Below are 17227 nucleotides of genomic sequence, written 5' to 3' on the forward strand. Positions count from 1 at the left end.
CCTGCACTCAATGGCTGAGCTGCAATACCCCGCGCGCCGCGTCCAGCATCGCTTTCTGACCGCTGCGGGTTTTGCTCATACAGTCGTTCATGCCGACCACCATCGGGATGCCCATCGCTTTCGCCAGGATCGCGCTGTGCGACAGCGCATTGCCGCCGCTCAAACAGATGCCGAGCACCAGGCGACGATCGAGCATCACCACGTCGGAAGGCATCAGTTCATCCATCACCAGTATCGAGGGCGCAGTCAGCGTAATCGGCAGCAACGGCTGCTGTTGCAAATGGCTCAGTGTACGGCGCAGCATGTCCCGCACGTCCAGTTCGCGCGCCCGCATGTACTCATCGTCCAACGCGCGATAATCCTCGATGATCGCTTCCATTTCCTGCCGCCACGCCTGCTCGGCGCTGCATTGTTGCTGAGCAATGCGCGTATAGGCCGCCTGTTGCAGATCCGGATCGTCCAGCAGCATGCTGTGCGCGCCGAAAATCGCCGCCTGCGGTTTGCCAATCAGCGTGCCGGTACGCTCCGCCAGCCGACCAAGATCGCCCAGGGTATGTTGCAGCGCCTCACGCAGCCGCTGCTGTTCGGTCAGCACGTCGTCCGCGCCAATCGGGCGCTCGGTCACCGTCGGCCAGAAGCTAAGTGCCTGCAACACCGGCCCGCTGGTCACGCTTTCCGCCACCGGGATGCCATGCAGCGAAGGCAGTTGCTGCTCTGATACCGTTTCACCAAAGTGCTGTTCCGCCAGTGCCCTGAACGCCGCCAGCGCCTGCTCAGCCTGTGGGCCGTCGGCAATCAACCGAACGGTGTCGCCGTGCCGCACCTGCAGCAACGCCAGTTGATTCAGGCTGCGCGGATTGGCGCATTGCCCCTGTTTTTCCAACACCAGCTCGGTGTCGAAGGGCGCCAGCGTTTCCGCCAGCCGCGCCGCCGGGCGGGCGTGCAACCCATGCGGGTTCTGCACCGTCCAACTGACGCTCTTGCCGTGGGTCAGCGGCAATTCAACGCTTTTTACCGCAGGCGCGGCTTCCCCCAACTGCACCTGTTTGGCCAGCAGAGCGCCCTGCGCTTCCGCCAGAACCTGTTCCAGCCCGGCGCCGGAATTGGCGGCGACCACTGCAGCCAGCGTCCCTTCCACCAGCGGTGCCGAACACAGCCGCACTTTGGCGGCCAACTGCGGATCCAGCAGGTCGAGCGCCGTTTCGGCACTCAGCAACGCACTGCCCAAATCCATCAGCACCAGGATGCCCGCACCGTCCGCCACCGACTCAATGGCCTCCATGACTTTGATCGCATCGGTGCCTATCGGATGCTCGGCGTCATCGACGCCCGCCGCCAGCACCAGTTTGCAGCCGTCGCCGCGCATCATCTGCCGCGCCAGCTCTTCAACCCCGCGCGCCAGCTGCGCGCTGTGGGAAACTACAACGATATTGATCATCTCGCCTCCTGCTAGTGGCCGGCGACCTCGGCCAGCGTTTTTATCATCAGCATCACCGAGGTGGCGCCCGGATCCTGATGGCCGATGCTGCGCTCACCCAGGTAGCTGGCCCGCCCTTTGCGCGCTTGCAGAGTAATGGTGCCCTCCACCGCCTGTTCCGCCCGCTCACTGGCGCGCTGCAAGGCCTCTGCCATGCTCAACTGCTGCTGCGCCGACTGGCCGAGGCTTTCCACCACCGGCCACCAGACGTCGCACATGGTTTTGTCGCCCGGCTCCGCCTTACCGCGCATCACCACGCCCTCTACGCCCTCTTGCATCAACTGATGCAGCTCCGCCAGATCCAGACTTTGCTTGGCATTGGCCGCCTGTGCCGCGCGAATAAAGAAAGTGCCGAACAGCGGGCCGCTGGCGCCGCCAACGCTCGACAGCAGCGTCATACCGGTGTTTTTAAGGATAAAACCGATGTCTTTATCAGCCACCGACGGCAGCTTTTCCACCACCTTGTTGAAGCCGCGGTTCATGTTCAGACCGTGGTCGGCATCGCCGATTTCGGTATCCAGCCGGGTCAAAAAGTCACGTTGCTGGGTAAACACCTCACCGCAACGCATCAGCCAGTCCACGACCTGTTGTTTCGTTAATGCCATAAATCCTCCTCAGCAGCCCCAACGCAGCGCAGGGGTTTTCACCGGCGCATCCCACAGTGCCAACAGCTCGTCATCCACCTTCAGCAAGGTGATCGATACCCCCTGCATGTCCAGAGAGGTGCAATAGGAGCCCACCAGACTGCGTTCAACGATCATGCCCGCCTCGGCGCAGCGTTCCGCCAGCCGGTGATAAACGCCGTACAGCTCGGAAAGCGGCGTCGCACCCAGGTTATTCACCAGCACAATCACCCGGTCACCGCGCGTCAGCGGCTGCTTGGTCTGCACTTCATCGCGCCATTCACCCTGCCGGCGATCCCAGGCACGAATGGTGCGCTGGTAATGCCCATGTTCGATCAGGGTATGGAACATGTCATCCACCGCCGAATTGAGGCCGGTAAACGGACGCCGCGCAATGCCAGGCTCGCCGTGAATACCGACGCCGAACTCCATCTCGTTTTCCGCCAATACAAACGAAGGTTTGCCGGCTGCGGGTACGGTACAGGCACCCAGCGCGATGCCAATCGAATGCCCTTGATTGTTGATCCTATGGCCCAGCGTCACCACGGTGTCCAGATCGTCGCCACGCGCCGTCGCTGCACCGAGCAGTTTTTCCATCAGTACGGTATTCGCAACCCCACGCCGGCCGGCGGTGAACAGGCTGTCTTTGACCGCCACGTCATCGTCCACCAACACCGTCGCCACCTGGGTGCCGCTGTCATGCAGCAGTTCGGTGGCGGTTTCGAAGTTCAGTACGTCGCCGGTGTAGTTTTTGATCAGCAACAAGACCCCGGCCCCACCGTCGATTGCCTGGCCGCACTCGTACATTTTATCCGGCGTCGGCGAGGTAAAAATCTCCCCAGGGCAGGCGCCGTCGAGCATGCCTTCGCCGACAAAGCCACAGTGCATAGGCTCGTGGCCGCTGCCGCCGCCGGACAGGATAGCTACTTTGCCCGCTACCGGCGCGTCGGCGCGGGTCACGAACACCGGATCCTGATGCACCAGCAATTCAGGGTGCGCTTCCGCCAGCCCCAGCAATTGCTCTTCCAGTACCGACTCAACCTTATTGATCAGTTTTTTCACGGTCATTTCCTCGTTTAGCCAACGGGACGCAGCCTGCCGCGCCCCTGCGGTATCAGCGTTGGTGTTGTTGCAGCCAGGCGCTGCCCAGCCGATCGGCCGTCAAGATTGCAGCCTGCACGCTGGCCGGCGTCACCTTGAACGGCATGTTGTGGATGGTTTCGCCGGCGGCGCAGCTGGCTTGGGCAACCGCCATGATTTTCTCTGCCGCATCGCCGCTAACGCCCATCTCGGCCAGCGTGACAGGCAAGCCGATGCGGTGGCAGAAATCCAGCACCGTTTCGATCTGCGCCATGCTGCTGTTTTGCAGCACCAGTTGCGCTAGCGTGCCGAAAGCCACTTTCTCGCCGTGGTACAGGTGATGGCACTCTTCCAGCACGGTGAAACCGTTGTGAATAGCGTGCGCCGCCGCCAGCCCGCTGCTTTCAAAACCAATGCCGCTCAGGTAGGTATTGGCCTCGATAATGCGCTCGACCGCTTCCGTCACCACACCGGCCTCAACCGCCAGTTTGGCTTTGACGCCTTCTGCCAGCAGCGTCTCATAGCACAGTCGCGCCAGGCTGAGCGCCGCCAGCGTCGATTTGCCGCCCGCCATGCTGGTTGCCTGAGCGTCGAAACAGGCCTGCGCCTCAAAATAGGTGGAAAGCGCATCGCCCATTCCCGCGACCAACAGGCGCACAGGCGCCTTGGCGATAATCGCGCTGTCCATCACCACCATATCCGGGTTGCGCGGGTAGATCAGGTACTCGGCAAATTCGCCCTGTTCGGTGTAGATCACCGACAGCGCGCTGGTCGGCGCATCGGTGGAAGCAATGGTGGGAATTAACACGACCGGCAATTGCTGGTAGTGCGCGATGGCTTTGGCGGTATCGAGGGTTTTGCCGCCGCCGACGCCAATCACGCCGCGACAGCCATGGGCCTTCAGTTCGCGCCCCAACCGGTCGATTTCCTTATGGCAGCATTCGCCGTTGAACAGGCAGGCGTGATGTTTCACCCCGTGCTGTTGCAGGCTGCCCATCAGGGTATCGCCCGCCAGCTTCATGACGAAGTCGTCGGCAATCACGAAATAATGGTCGGCAAGCGCTTTAGCGTATTGGCCCACGGCGACCAACGCATTGGCGCCCTGAATGTACTTGCCTGGAGACTGGATGATTCTCAACATAACCGGATCCTTGTAGGGAAATTGGCGATGGTAACGTTCAGATATCAGGTGATGATGCGTCCGGTCTGTGCCGTCGCGTTGTTATGCACTGACTATAGGGCTAACGGAGAGCTTTGCGACAGACCGCATTATTGTTCCATTATGGAACATAACAGCCTCTCCGCCGTTTCATAATGAAACTCTGCCGCCGCTTTTCCAGCCGGTAAAGCGAGCTGGCGCACAGCCTAACGTATAACTGCGTAAAGAGTGGATTCTACGGGCGTTTCAGCTTTAATTTTGACCATCTTTCCCCTATTCTTACCGCCACTACTGGGAAAGGGCGAAAACAGCCCGACTGATGGGATTAATAACGATGAAACGGACAAAAAACATCAACCAAGAGACGTTCCGCAAATCCTGGCGCACCTATCGCGTTGCGCCCGTAGCCTTGGCAATCAGCGGAGTCTTTATGCTGGCCGGCTGTGAGAAAGCGGATGAAACGGTCTCGATGTATCAAAATGCCGACGAGTGTTCGCGCACTAACCCTTCCATGAGCGAGCAGTGCACCACCGCCTATAACAACGCCCTGAAAGAAGCCGAAAAAACCGCGCCTAAATACGCCACCCGCGAAGACTGCGTCGCCGAGTTCGGTGAAGCGCAGTGTACTCAGGCCCCCGCTCCGGCGCAGGCCGGCATGGCGGCTGAATCGCAAAGCAGCGGCAGCTTCTGGATGCCACTGATGGCAGGCTACATGATGGGCCGCATGATGGGCGGCTCCGGCTTTGCCCAACAGCCGTTGTTCACCTCCAAAAACGCCGCCAGCCCGGCCAACGGCAAGTTCGTTGACGCCACCGGCAAGAGCTACGGCCCGGCCACCGCAGGCGGTCGCACCATGACGGTGCCGAAAACCGCGATGGCGCCAAAACCGGCGGTAACTAACACCGTTACCCGCGGTGGCTTTGGCGAATCCGTGGCCAAGCAGACCAGCATGCAGCGCAGCAGCGCGACTTCCGGCAGCTCACGCAGCATGGGCGGTTAAGGCATGAAACGCGTTGCGATTACCGAGCGCCCGAACTGGCGCGAAAAAGCGACCGAGTTCGGCTTCAAATTCCATACCATGTATGGCGAGCCGTACTGGTGTGAGGATGCCTATTACCAGTTTACGCTGGCGCAAATCGAAGAGATTGAAAGCGCCACCGCCGAGCTGCATCAGATGTGCCTGCAAGTGGTGCAGAAAGTGGTCAGCAGCGATGCGCTGATGGCCAAATTCCAGATCCCGAAGCACACCTGGGATTTCGTGCGCAGCTCATGGCGCACCAGCCAACCTTCGCTGTATTCGCGCCTCGATCTGGCCTACGACGGCGTCAATCCACCCAAGTTGCTGGAGAACAATGCCGATACGCCAACCTCGCTGTATGAAGCGGCCTTCTTCCAATGGCTGTGGCTGGAAGACCAGATCAACGCCGGCAATCTCAGCCCGGAGTCCGATCAATACAACAGCCTGCAAGAAAAGCTGATTGAGCGTTTTGCCGATCTGAAAGCGCACCACGGCTTCGGTTTGCTGCATCTGGCCTGTTGCCAGGACAGCGAAGAAGATCGCGGTACGGTGCAATACTTGCAGGACTGCGCACTGGAAGCCGGCGTGCCGACCGAGTTCCTGTTTATGGAAGACATTGGTCTCGGCGAGAAGGGCCAGTTTACCGATCTGCAAGACCAGGTTATCGGTAATCTGTTCAAGCTCTACCCGTGGGAGTTTATGCTGCGCGAGATGTTTTCCACCAAGCTGGAAGATGCCGGCGTGCGCTGGCTGGAGCCGGCCTGGAAAAGCATTATCTCCAACAAGGCGCTGCTGCCGATGCTGTGGGAAATGTTCCCGGATCACCCGAACCTGCTGCCTGCCTACTTCGCGCAGGATGAACATCCGCAGCTCGATCACTACGTCACCAAGCCGCTGTTCTCACGTGAAGGCGCCAATATCCAGATCGTGCAGAACGGTCAGGAAGTGGCGCGCGTTGACGGCCCGTACGGCGAAGAAGGCATGATTGTGCAACAGTTCCACCCATTGCCGCAGTTCGAGGGCAGCTATACGCTGATCGGCAGTTGGCTGGTGGACGATCAACCTTGCGGTATCGGCCTGCGTGAAGATCGCGAGCTGATCACCCAGGATCTGTCGCGTTTCTACCCGCACATCATCCTCGGCTGACGAAGACTTGTCAGATACCTGAAATGCAAACGCCAGTCTGAGACTGGCGTTTTTTATTTAACCGACCTGCACCGACAGCATGCTCAAAGCGCCCATCTCGATGCCGTCCACAGGCACGGATATCGCTTCTTCGCCATCCCAACTGCCCAGCACATACAGCAGCGGCAGATAATGTTCCGGCGTCGGGTTCGACAATGCCGCCCCCTGATGCTGCATGAAATTCACCAGAGGATGGTTATCCCCCCGATAATTCAGATTATCGCGCACGAACTTGTCAAAGGACTCCGCCCACGGATAAGGGGTGGTATCCCCCTGCCATTTCACCATTCGCAGGTTATGCACCACGTTGCCGCTGGCGACAATCATCACGCCCTGCTCGCGCAGCGCCGCCAGTTTGCGGCCCAGTTGGTAATGGTATTCAGCCGGTTTGGTGCCGTCGATACTGAGTTGTACGATCGGGATATCCGCGTCGGGGTACATCTTGATCAAGACTCCCCAGGTGCCGTGGTCCAGCCCCCATTCGCTGACATCCGCCGTGACCTCAATCGGCGCAAGCAACTGCTGCAACTGCGCCGCCAGTTCAGGAGAGCCCGGCGCCGGGTAGCGAGTATCAAACAGCGCCTGCGGGAAACCGCCAAAATCATGGATGGTTTTTGGCTTTTCCATCGCGGTCACCGCGGTGCCACGGGTGTACCAGTGCGCGGACACGGCGACGATGGCTTTTGGACGCGGCAACGTTTCACCCAGCGTACGCCATGCCAGGGTGTAGCGATTTTCTTCCAGCGCGTTCATCGGGCTACCGTGACCGAGGAAAAGAGCAGGCATACGAGAGGTGTTCATACATAATCCTTGGTTAGTCATCATAGGTTCTGCTAAGCAGATTACGCCGTTTGCCACGGCAACACAGCCGGATAACCATGATGATCATCTTCAATAAATTTGAATGGTTTGAACAATCGAAGTCATCCGTCAAACCCGCTCGATTTCAGCTGTGACTCTGTTAGTATCAGAAAATAAACAATAATTATCGGCATATAAGGAGGCTATTCTGTCAGTACCCCTGATCCTGACCCTGCTGGCCGGCGGTGCCACCTTTGTCGGTGCCCTGTTCGGCATCATCGGCCAAAAACCGTCCAACCGGATGCTGGCCTTTGCCCTCGGCTTTGCCGCCGGGATTATGCTGCTGATTTCATTGATGGAAATGCTGCCTGCGGCGCTGCACACCCAGGGTATGTCGCCGATGCTGGGCTACGGCATGTTCATGCTCGGCCTCTTGGGGTATTTTGCGCTGGACCGTATGCTGCCGCATCAGCATCCACAGGATTTGCAGCAAAAGCCGCTCACTCCCTATAACCTGAAACGCACCGCAATGCTGCTGACGCTCGGCATCAGCCTGCACAATTTCCCGGAAGGCATCGCTACCTTCGTCACCGCCAGCGCCGATCTGGAATTGGGGATGGGTGTTGCGCTGGCGGTCGCCATCCACAATATTCCTGAAGGGTTGGCGGTTGCCGGACCGGTGTATGCCGCCACCGGCTCAAAAACCAAAGCGCTGCTGTGGTCGGGCATTTCCGGCATGGCGGAAATTCTCGGCGGCGTGCTGGCGTTCCTGCTGCTCGGCCCGATGATCTCGCCGGTGGTGATGGCGTCGATTATGGCAGCCGTGGCCGGTATTATGGTGGCGCTGTCGGTAGATGAATTGATGCCGCTGGCCAAAGAGATCGATCCGCACAACAACCCCAGCTACGGCGTGTTATGCGGGATGGCGGTCATGGGGTTCAGCCTGACGCTGTTGCAAAGCGGCGGCATCGGTTAACGCCGATTCTGACTGGCGGGGCCACCCACCCCCGCCAAATCGAATGCCTTCCAATCAATTCATAACCTATATGAATATCAAAGCATTACTGCCACACAGGTCTAAATTGTGAGCAATTTGCATATGATTTGTTAATTCAAAATATACAATGAATTTCTCTGCCGGCTCCCCGTCGGCAGGTTCCGGCGCTACGGTGAAAACGTCGTACCCTCCGCGCTCGGCAACACGGAACTCAAGCACAACAAGGAGGAATTCATGTTCAGATCCACACTGGCAACCCACCTGGCTCTTTCCGTTACCTTATGCACCGGGTGGGTAGCAACCGTCTGCGCAGAGGAAAAAGCGCAACTGGTACAGCGCGAAGATCCTTACTTCAAACAGGCGCAAGAACAGCTGCAACAAAGGCTGGCACAGCCTAAAAACACCCATCGGGCGAAAAACGTCATTCTGGTCGTTGGCGACGGGATGGGGTTTTCAACCGTTACCGCAGCACGTATTTTCGAAGGACAACAACGCGGCGTCGACGGCGAATCTAACGTGTTGGCATGGGAAGCCTTCCCCTACCTGGCCGCAGCCAAGACTTACTCTGCCAATGCTCAGATAACCGACTCCGCCCCCAGCGCAGTCGCCATGACCACCGGCATCAAAACCCTCAATGACCTGATGGGGCTGGACCATACGGCGAGCCTTAACGACTGCGAGGATCAGAAAACCAAAACGGTCACCACCCTGTGGGAGATGGCCGCCTCCCTCGGCATGTCCACCGGTGCCGTCACCACCGCGACCATCACCCATGCCACTCCCGGCGCCACCTATGCCCATATCGCTAACCGAGACTGGGAATCCGATGCAAAAATGCCGGCCGAAGCCCTGGCCGCCGGCTGCAGCGATATTGCTCGCCAGTTGGTTGAGATGAAATACGGCAACGGCCTCAACGTCGCCATGGGCGGCGGGCGCGCCAACTTCCTGCCGGAGAGTGCAACCGATCCTGAATATGCCGCTAAAAAAGGCAACAGGAAGGATGGTCGTGACCTGACGCAAGCCTGGCTAAAACGCTATGGGGAACGCGGCAGCTACGTGTGGAATCAATCGCAGTTCGATCGGATCGACCCCGCGAAGGTTGATCATCTGTTGGCTCTGTTTGAACCGTCGCATATGAACTTCGACCACGATCGGCGGGAAGATGCCGCAGGTGAGCCTTCGCTGGCCGAAATGACCGGCAAGGCCATCGATATTCTGGCCAGGAACCCCGAGGGCTATCTGTTGTTGGTTGAGGGCGGGCGCATTGACCACGGTAGCCATAACGGCAATGCCTATCGCACCTTAACCGATACGGTGGCCCTCAATGAGGCGGTAAAAACCATTATCGGCAAAGTTGACCTGAACGAGACGCTGGTGGTGGTGACCGGCGATCATAGCCATACGCTCACCCTTGCCGGCTATGCCAAACGGGGTAATCCAATCCTCGGCATCTCAATTGGCGTCAACGGCAAACCGCTGCTGGGCAGCGACGGCAAGCCTTATACCACGATCAGCTTCGCCAACGGCCCCGGCGGTGTCATTCCGCTGCCGGAGCGCCCGGCACTCACCATGGAGCAGGCCAGCGCACCCGACTTTATCCAGCCGGCGCTGGTGCCGATGAAGAGCGAAACGCATGGGGGTGAGGATCTTGGCATCTACGCCATCGGCCCTTGGTCGCATTTGTTCCAGGGCACGGTCGAGGAAAACTACACGTTTCATGTGATGAACTACGCCAGCCGTATCGGCGAACGTCTGTCAAATCTGTAGCCCTTTGTTAAGCCGATAAAAAAAGCCGCATTACGCGGCTTTTTTTATCGGCGAAGACCCGGCTGAATCAGCTGGCTTTCTGCTCCTGGGCCTGGCGGTAAGCCACCAGATCCTCGATGGTCAGCACCGTCATATCATGCTTCCTGGCGAACTCGATCACTTCCGGAGCATGTGCCATGCTGCCATCGTCGTTGGTCAGCTCGCACAGCACGCCGGCAGGTTTGAAACCGGCCATGGCCACCAGATCGATGGTCGCTTCGGTGTGGCCACGGCGGCTCAGCACCCCACCCGGCTGCGCACGCAGCGGGAACACGTGGCCAGGGCGGTTCAGATCGCTCGGCTTGGCGTTGTCGGCCACCGCCGCACGGATGGTGGTCAGGCGGTCGGAGGCGGAAACGCCAGTCGTCACGCCCTGCGCCGCTTCGATAGTCACGGTGAAGGCAGTCTGGAACTGGCTGGAGTTGTTGGTCACCATCATCGGCAGCTCAAGCTGCTGACGGCGGTCTTCGGTGATGCACAGGCACACGATACCGCTGCCGTGGCGAATGGTCAGCGCCATTTGCTCAACGGTCATGGTTTCTGCGGCGAAGATCATATCACCTTCGTTTTCACGATTTTCATCATCAAGCACCATCACACCGCGCCCATTGCGCAATGCTTCAAGAGCGCGTTCAACGCGTTCTACCGGCGTGCCGAAATCTGAAAGTAGCGTCTGATTCATGGTAAAAAACCTCATTAGAAAATTATGGATTACCAGAACCAGGGCGATCTTGAGGAGTAGCTACAACAATAGCTAAAAAAATAACGCAAGCGGGCGCAAACCCGGCAGATACCGTTACTCTCTCCCATCCGGACTATAACCGTCGGCCCCGGAATTACACCGGATCTGCTGACCTCTAACCAAACTACAAGAGACTGGCTGAGCGCTCGCGGGCTTTCACCGTAGAAGGTGATTTACCGCCGGTGGGGACTTGCACCCCGCCCTGAGAATAAGCATTCTGACTATAACGCTAATGATTAATCAGGGCAATTGGCAAAAGCACAATTCGGCCCCCTGCGGAGAATGCGGTTATTGGTTTATCCGGCGGGCAACTCGCATTACACTAGGCGACAGCTATTAAACTCTGAAAGGGATACGCCATGATTGACCCGAAAAAAATTGAACAGATCGCACGCCAGGTTCATGAGTCCATGCCTAAAGGCGTTCGTGAATTCGGGGAAGACGTCGAGAAGAAAATCCGTCAGGTGCTGCAGTCGCAGCTCACTCGCCTGGATTTGGTCAACCGCGAAGAGTTCGACGTGCAAACCCAGGTGCTGCTGCGCACCCGTGAAAAACTGGCATTGCTGGAACAGCGTATGAGCGAGCTGGAAAGCAAGCTGAACGCAGCGCCGGCAGCGCAACAGCCAGACGCAGAATAAGATGTCGCCAAGGGCGCGATACCGCGCCCTTATCAGGAGCCAATCGCCGCCTGCGGCCTGCGCGGCAACACCAGCCAAATCAGCGCGAACATCCCCAACGCATACAGGCTTTTCCAGCCGATAATCACCATCAGTAACAGGCACAGCACCAAACCCGCCACCGCCATCAGCCGTGAACGCCCGTGCAAAATTCGGCACCCCGCCAGCATGCACAGCAGATAAATCAGCACAAAGATGCCATTGGCATACACCAGCAGCGTATCCAGCGGCAGCTTCAGCGTATAAATCAGCAAGGTGAACAGCAGACAGCACCCCACTACCGCGCTCAATGCATTGACCGGTGCTTGCCCGGCAGACAGCTTGGCCAACGCGCTGGACGGCCGATCCTGCGCCTGCGACCACACCAGCCGGGCAAAGCTCTGCGTATAGATATTCACGCTGGCGAAGCAGGCCAGATAACCAATGATGCAGGCGACCCACAGCGCATGCTGCCCAAACAGTTGCACCACGATGCCGGGCAGCGACGCGGCGGCAGCCTGATGCTCGCCGTAAGCGTGGAAATGCAGCACCGCCACGGTGCAGCCCCAATAGACCGCCCCGGCGACCAACATGCCAAGCAACAGCGCACGCGGGAAATCGCGCTCGGGGTTACGGAATTCGGTCGCCAAATGCGCGAACGCTTCAAGGCCGACAAAACACCAGAACATCACCGCCAACGCATGGAACAAATTGGGAGGAGAAATTTCGTCTATCGCAGGCCAGGGGATTTGGGCAGGCGAGATATCGCCTCGCCACCAGATAGCGGCCACCAACCCCACCACCAGAATGGCGATCAGCGTTTGAATATTGGCGCTGGAGCCCGCGCTGCGCGTCCCCAGCAGCCAAATCGCCAGCAGCGTGGCGATCTGCACCAACAGCAGGCCGTTGGCGCTCCAACCGAGCGTGGCTTGCCAGAACCCGGCGGCAATTTGCAAGGCGGCCGGCAGGCCGACCGGGATCACCGACAGAAACAGCCAGCCGGTGACCTTCGCCATGCGCGGGCCAAAAGCCATACCGACAAAGTGCGCAGCGCCGCCGGCGCTGGGGAAGTGGCGGCCCAGAGCCGCAAAAGCGATGGCGATAGGAAATACCAGCGCAATCAGCACCGGCCAGGCCCACAGGCTATCGCCTTGCGCGACCTGTGCCGCCAGTGCCGGAACGGCAAACACCCCGGTACCCAGCAACGAAGTGGACAATAACCCGACGCCCTGCGCCAACCCCAGTTCCTGCTTCAGCCCACTCACTGACCACCGCCATTTTCAGCAGGCTTAACCACGCCCGTCTTTGATTGCCTTGATGATGTTGGTGGTCGACAGGCCGTCTTCAAAGTTCAGTACCTTGACGTCGCCGCCGTTGGCCCACACCTCGGCGCTGCCGGCGATCTCTTCAGGCTTGTAGTCACCGCCTTTCACCAGCAGGTCCGGCAGGATGTCGGCGATCAGGCGCTGCGGGGTGTCTTCTTCAAACGACACTACCCAGTCCACCGCTTCCAGAGCGCCAAGCACAATCATGCGGTTTTCCAGCACGTTGACCGGACGGGTTTCGCCTTTCAGACGTTTGGTGGACGCATCGCTGTTCACCGCCACGATCAGGCGATCGCCCAACTTGCGGGCATTAGCCAGATAAGAAACATGGCCGGCATGCAGAATGTCGAAGATGCCGTTGGTCATCACCACTTTCTCACCGCGCTGGCGAGCCTGGGCCACGGCAGTTTTCAACTGGGCTTCGGTCATCACGCCAAAGCCGGTTTCGGCACGGCCGCGCACTGCGTTTTCCAGTTCGATTGGCGAAACGGTCGAGGTCCCCAGTTTGCCCACCACCACACCGGCGGCGGCATTGGCCAGGAAACAGGATTCCTCCAGCGTATTACCGGCGGCCAATGCGGCAGCCAACACGCCAATCACGGTATCGCCGGCACCGGTCACGTCAAACACTTCCTGCGCCAACGTTGGCAGATGCAGCGGCGCAATACCCGGTTGCAGCAGCGTCATGCCATGCTCGGAGCGGGTAACCAGCAGTGCGGAAAGGTCAAAATCCGCCACCAGTTTCATGCCGCGTTCAACCAATTCGGCTTCGTCTTTGCAGTGGCCTACCACTGCCTCAAACTCGGACAGGTTTGGCGTCAGCAGCGTCGCGCCGCGATAACGCTCAAAATCAGAGCCTTTTGGATCGATCAACACCGGCACCTTGGCGGCGCGGGCCAGTTGGATCATGCTCTGCACCTGGCTCAATGCGCCTTTGGCGTAGTCAGACAGCACCAGCGCGCCAATGTGCGGCAGGGCCTGCTGGATGCGTTCCAGCATCGGCTGCGGATCGACGTTGGAGAAACCTTCTTCGAAATCGAGACGGATCAGTTGCTGATTACGCGACAGCACGCGCAGCTTGGTGATGGTCGGGTGCGTCGGCACCGAAACAAAATCACAGCGCACGTTCACTTCGTTCAGCTTGGCGCTCAGCGCCCGCGCCGCGTCATCAATGCCGGTCAGGCCCACCAGACGTGAGTTAGCGCCCAGCGAAGCGATGTTCATCGCCACGTTAGCCGCACCGCCCGGACGCTCTTCGATGGTATCGACCTTGACCACCGGCACCGGCGCTTCCGGTGAAATGCGGCTGGTCGGGCCATACCAATAGCGATCCAACATGACGTCACCCACCACCAATACTCCGGCGCGGCGAAAATCAGGCAGCGTAACTTTCATCCGATAACTCCAAAAAAGTCCAAAATTTTAGTGGCGCAGATATTACCACAGACGTCCGTAATACCTGCAAAACGTATTGCGCAACCGGCCTTGTCAGCCCAGCCATTTCGCCCAGCTGGCGCGAACCTGCTCACGTTCGGCGGCGAACAGCTCACTGCTGACCTTGCCGGAATGCTCTTGCAACGCCAGGTGATGGATCTCATCGCGCATGGTGACATAAGCCTGGGTCAGCGCGCGCGCTTCCTCTTCCGGCATGATGTCGTAATTGGCCATCAGCTCGAAAATGCGCACGTTATCCGACCAGCGCGTCAGGCGCGGCTCGGCGCCCGCATAGCCTAAGACCAGATATTGGGCGATAAATTCGATATCGGTGATGCCGCCCTCGTCGGCTTTGATATCAAACAGATCGCGCTGCTTGCTGCCGAGGTGACTGCGCATTTTCTCGCGCATCTCGCGCACCTCCTTCCGCAAGGTTTCAGGATCGCGCGGTTTGCACAGGATCTCACGGCGGATGACGTCAAACTGTTGATGCAAAGCCGGATCACCGTGCACGATGCGTGCCCGCACCAGTGCCTGATGTTCCCAGGTCCAGGCTTCGTTCTGCTGGTAATCGGCAAACGCCTCAACGGTGCTGACCAGCATGCCGGCAGCGCCCGAAGGCCGCAGGCGAGCGTCCACTTCGTACAGAATGCCGGACGAAGTGCGGGTACTGAACAGGTGCATCACCCGCTGCGCCAGACGCAGATAGAACTGGCGGCCATCAATGCAACGTTCGCCGTCAGTCATCACGTCCGGCGGGCAATCGAGGATAAACACCAGATCCAGATCGGAACTGTAGCCCAGTTCCCAACCGCCCAATTTGCCGTAGCCAATCACCGCAAAACCACGCCCTTCCCGCTCTTGCAAATGGGTTGGCTGGCCGTAGCGCGCCACCATGTCGCTCCACGCCTGCTGCACCACCACGTCGATGATCGCCTCTGCCAGATAGGTGAGGTGATCGCTCACTTTCATCACCGGCAACGCGCCGGAGATATCCCCGGCGGCGATACGCAGTTGCTGGGCCTGCTTGAACTGGCGCAACGCTTCCAGCTTTTGTTCTTCGTCGTCTTCCGGTACTCGCAGCAGGTACTGGCGCAGCTCGCTGCGGTAGGCGTCCGGCGCCACCGGCTGATACAACGTCGCCGGATCCAGCAGCTCATCCAGCAGCAGCGGGTAGCGCGACAGCTGATTGGCGACCATCGGCGAAGCGGCGCACAGGCGAATCAAGTGGCTGAGCGCCGCGTGGTACTCCACCAGCAGCTCAAGATAGGTGGTGCGGGTCACAATGCTCAGCAGCAGTTGGGTCAAACGCAGCAGAGCGGTCGGCGCATCCCGGCGCGGGCACACTTCGGCCAACAAGCGCGGCATCAGTTGATCGAGCACGTCGCGGCCGCGCGGGCCAATGGTGCGTTTGTCTACGTCATGGCGGAATTCGGCAATGATACGCAGCACCTGCCTGCGCGCGTCTTCATCCAGATGCGGGGTCAGCGGCGCCAGTTCGTTTTCTTCCAGCGCGTCCTGCCACAGACTGTGATAGTGCTGATAATCGGGATCTTCGCCCACATCGGGGCTATCATCGCCAATCAGGTCGTTAAATACCGCCCTTACTGCCTCCATGTGGGTTTCCAGCGCCGCCAGCAGCGCCGGCCAGTCGCTGAACCCCATGCCCCAGGCCAGACGTGCCTGATCGAGCTCATCCTGCGGCAGCGTTTGGGTCTGTTGATCGGCAATCGCCTGCAGCAGGTTTTCCAGCCGGCGCAGGAACAGGTAGCTGGCGCTCAGCGCCTGCGCCTGTTGCGGCTCCAGCAGCCCCAGTTCACCCACCGCTTGCAAGGTCGGCAGCAGCGAACGCCCTTGCAGCATCGGCTCGCGCCCGCCACGGATCAGCTGGAATACCTGGGTGATAAATTCAATCTCGCGAATGCCGCCGGCGCCCAGTTTGATGTTGTCTTTCAAGCCGCGGCGGCGCACTTCACGTGCGATCATCCCTTTCATGTTGCGCAGCGACTGGATCACGCTGAAATCGATATAGCGACGGAACACGAACGGCCGCAGGGTTTTGCGCAACTCCTGGCTGTAAGCGTCTTCAGACCCGCCCATCAGCCGCGCCTTTACCATGGCGTAACGCTCCCAGTCACGGCCCTGCTCCTGATAATAATCTTCCAGCGCGGCAAAACTCATCACCAGCGGACCGCTGTCGCCGAAAGGCCGCAGCCGCATGTCCACGCGATAGACAAAGCCATCAATGGTTTGCTGGTCCAGCGCTTTGATCAGCCGCTGCCCCAGACGGGTGAAGAACTGGGCGTTATCCAGCTCACGCCGCCCGCCCTGGGTCTGGCCGTTTTCCGGGTAGGCGAAGATCAGATCGATATCGGACGAGAAGTTCAGTTCACCGCCGCCCAATTTCCCCATGCCGAGGATCAGCAGCGGCTGCGGAACGCCCTGCGCGTTGCAAGGCGTGCCCCACTCGCGGCAACAGGTTTGGTACAGCCAATCGCGGGCGCTGACAATCAGCGTTTCCGCCAACCCACTCAGTTGCAGCAGCGTTTCTTCCGTACTGCACAGGTTCAGCGCCTGCGCCCAGGCGATCCTCACCAGCGTCTCGCGGCGGAACAGGCGCAGCACGCGCATCAGTTGCGCTTCGTCACGCACCTCTTCCAGAGAGTCCTGCAACCAGGCGGCATAGTGTTGCCACTCATTCGCCACCGGCGGTTGCTTACGCAGCGTCTCCAGCCATGCTGGCTGGTTGAGCAACATGTCGCTGACAAAGTCACTTGACGCTAAAACCCACTGTTCCTGACTGCTGAGCGCGCAATCCGCGCCCTGAGTTTCCTGAAAACGCTGCACGATGTTCTGTGCCTGAGCCTGTAACGCGCATGAGAGTGGCAACATAGTGAATGATCCGTCCTGCGGCCTGCGCCTCG

Annotated in this window: 14 protein-coding genes and 1 riboswitch; of the genes, 5 read left to right on the forward strand and 9 right to left on the reverse strand. The window is 59.3% G+C overall.

What is annotated here, in order from left to right; genetic code table 11:
• Positions 1-7: 7 nt before the first annotated feature.
• The 4 genes from dhaM to ACUTQW_RS21490 are packed head-to-tail and all read right to left on the reverse strand — an operon-like array spanning position 8 to position 4321.
• A complete protein-coding gene (dhaM, locus tag ACUTQW_RS21475) occupies positions 8-1438 on the reverse strand; it encodes a dihydroxyacetone kinase phosphoryl donor subunit DhaM (RefSeq protein WP_062791909.1) in 1431 nt (476 codons plus the stop codon).
• Between the two features lie 11 nt (positions 1439-1449).
• Positions 1450-2082 (reverse strand): dihydroxyacetone kinase subunit DhaL, encoded by a 633-nt coding sequence (gene dhaL / locus ACUTQW_RS21480; RefSeq protein ID WP_004948299.1) that lies wholly within the window; start codon positions 2080-2082, stop codon positions 1450-1452.
• A gap of 9 nt (positions 2083-2091) precedes the next feature.
• Positions 2092-3162, reverse strand: coding sequence for a dihydroxyacetone kinase subunit DhaK (gene dhaK / locus ACUTQW_RS21485; RefSeq protein ID WP_006328171.1), 1071 nt, complete (start codon positions 3160-3162; stop codon positions 2092-2094).
• A 52-nt stretch (positions 3163-3214) separates the two neighbouring features.
• Positions 3215-4321 (reverse strand): glycerol dehydrogenase, encoded by a 1107-nt coding sequence (locus tag ACUTQW_RS21490; RefSeq protein WP_004948304.1) that lies wholly within the window; start codon positions 4319-4321, stop codon positions 3215-3217.
• Positions 4322-4673: 352 nt separating this feature from the next.
• Here ACUTQW_RS21490 and ACUTQW_RS21495 point away from each other — a divergent pair, with 352 nt between their 5' ends.
• Entirely contained in the window at positions 4674-5339 is a 666-nt protein-coding gene (locus ACUTQW_RS21495) for a DUF1190 family protein (protein ID WP_004948305.1), read from the forward strand.
• A 3-nt stretch (positions 5340-5342) separates the two neighbouring features.
• On the forward strand, positions 5343-6503 hold the full coding sequence (locus ACUTQW_RS21500) for a glutathionylspermidine synthase family protein (protein WP_006328172.1): 1161 nt from the start codon (positions 5343-5345) through the stop codon (positions 6501-6503).
• A 57-nt stretch (positions 6504-6560) separates the two neighbouring features.
• Here ACUTQW_RS21500 and ygiD read toward each other — a convergent pair whose 3' ends face one another.
• Positions 6561-7343 (reverse strand): 4,5-DOPA-extradiol-dioxygenase, encoded by a 783-nt coding sequence (gene ygiD / locus ACUTQW_RS21505; RefSeq protein ID WP_006328180.1) that lies wholly within the window; start codon positions 7341-7343, stop codon positions 6561-6563.
• 208 nt (positions 7344-7551) lie between these two features.
• On the opposite strand from ygiD, the gene zupT reads away from it, so the two are divergent.
• Both zupT and ACUTQW_RS21515 read left to right on the forward strand, forming a co-directional pair.
• On the forward strand, positions 7552-8319 hold the full coding sequence (gene zupT / locus ACUTQW_RS21510) for a zinc transporter ZupT (RefSeq protein WP_037431762.1): 768 nt from the start codon (positions 7552-7554) through the stop codon (positions 8317-8319).
• 255 nt (positions 8320-8574) lie between these two features.
• On the forward strand, positions 8575-10107 hold the full coding sequence (locus ACUTQW_RS21515; protein ID WP_445654965.1) for an alkaline phosphatase: 1533 nt from the start codon (positions 8575-8577) through the stop codon (positions 10105-10107).
• A 67-nt stretch (positions 10108-10174) separates the two neighbouring features.
• Here ACUTQW_RS21515 and ribB read toward each other — a convergent pair whose 3' ends face one another.
• The gene (ribB, locus tag ACUTQW_RS21520) at positions 10175-10828 is read right to left on the reverse strand and encodes a 3,4-dihydroxy-2-butanone-4-phosphate synthase (RefSeq protein ID WP_004948318.1); all 654 of its coding nucleotides are present in this window, start codon (positions 10826-10828) and stop codon (positions 10175-10177) included.
• 112 nt (positions 10829-10940) lie between these two features.
• Positions 10941-11102: riboswitch (FMN riboswitch) on the reverse strand.
• A 145-nt stretch (positions 11103-11247) separates the two neighbouring features.
• Between ribB and ubiK the strand changes: the two genes are divergently transcribed.
• Positions 11248-11526: a ubiquinone biosynthesis accessory factor UbiK gene (gene ubiK, locus ACUTQW_RS21525; RefSeq protein ID WP_004948322.1), complete on the forward strand. Its 279-nt coding sequence runs from the start codon at positions 11248-11250 to the stop codon at positions 11524-11526.
• Positions 11527-11558: 32 nt separating this feature from the next.
• On the opposite strand, the gene yjeH is transcribed toward ubiK, so the two are convergent.
• From yjeH to glnE, 3 genes are all read right to left on the reverse strand, one after another.
• The gene (gene yjeH, locus ACUTQW_RS21530) at positions 11559-12809 is read right to left on the reverse strand and encodes an L-methionine/branched-chain amino acid transporter (RefSeq protein ID WP_006328185.1); all 1251 of its coding nucleotides are present in this window, start codon (positions 12807-12809) and stop codon (positions 11559-11561) included.
• A 24-nt stretch (positions 12810-12833) separates the two neighbouring features.
• Positions 12834-14264, reverse strand: coding sequence for a bifunctional D-glycero-beta-D-manno-heptose-7-phosphate kinase/D-glycero-beta-D-manno-heptose 1-phosphate adenylyltransferase HldE (gene hldE / locus ACUTQW_RS21535; RefSeq protein ID WP_006328186.1), 1431 nt, complete (start codon positions 14262-14264; stop codon positions 12834-12836).
• 93 nt (positions 14265-14357) lie between these two features.
• A complete protein-coding gene (gene glnE, locus ACUTQW_RS21540; RefSeq protein ID WP_006328187.1) occupies positions 14358-17195 on the reverse strand; it encodes a bifunctional [glutamate--ammonia ligase]-adenylyl-L-tyrosine phosphorylase/[glutamate--ammonia-ligase] adenylyltransferase in 2838 nt (945 codons plus the stop codon).
• Positions 17196-17227: the final 32 nt, after the last annotated feature.

The sequence above is a fragment of the Serratia sp. TSA_7 genome (genome assembly GCF_052692135.1).

Coding starts and splice junctions, on each gene's coding strand:
- dhaM (WP_062791909.1), bottom strand. CDS start 1,438: ATGATCAATATCGTTGTAGTTTCCCACAGCGCGCAGCTGGCGCGCGGG.
- dhaL (WP_004948299.1), bottom strand. CDS start 2,082: ATGGCATTAACGAAACAACAGGTCGTGGACTGGCTGATGCGTTGCGGT.
- ACUTQW_RS21490 (WP_004948304.1), bottom strand. CDS start 4,321: ATGTTGAGAATCATCCAGTCTCCAGGCAAGTACATTCAGGGCGCCAAT.
- ACUTQW_RS21495 (WP_004948305.1), top strand. CDS start 4,674: ATGAAACGGACAAAAAACATCAACCAAGAGACGTTCCGCAAATCCTGG.
- ACUTQW_RS21500 (WP_006328172.1), top strand. CDS start 5,343: ATGAAACGCGTTGCGATTACCGAGCGCCCGAACTGGCGCGAAAAAGCG.
- ygiD (WP_006328180.1), bottom strand. CDS start 7,343: ATGAACACCTCTCGTATGCCTGCTCTTTTCCTCGGTCACGGTAGCCCG.
- ACUTQW_RS21515 (WP_445654965.1), top strand. CDS start 8,575: ATGTTCAGATCCACACTGGCAACCCACCTGGCTCTTTCCGTTACCTTA.
- ribB (WP_004948318.1), bottom strand. CDS start 10,828: ATGAATCAGACGCTACTTTCAGATTTCGGCACGCCGGTAGAACGCGTT.
- ubiK (WP_004948322.1), top strand. CDS start 11,248: ATGATTGACCCGAAAAAAATTGAACAGATCGCACGCCAGGTTCATGAG.
- hldE (WP_006328186.1), bottom strand. CDS start 14,264: ATGAAAGTTACGCTGCCTGATTTTCGCCGCGCCGGAGTATTGGTGGTG.
- glnE (WP_006328187.1), bottom strand. CDS start 17,195: ATGTTGCCACTCTCATGCGCGTTACAGGCTCAGGCACAGAACATCGTG.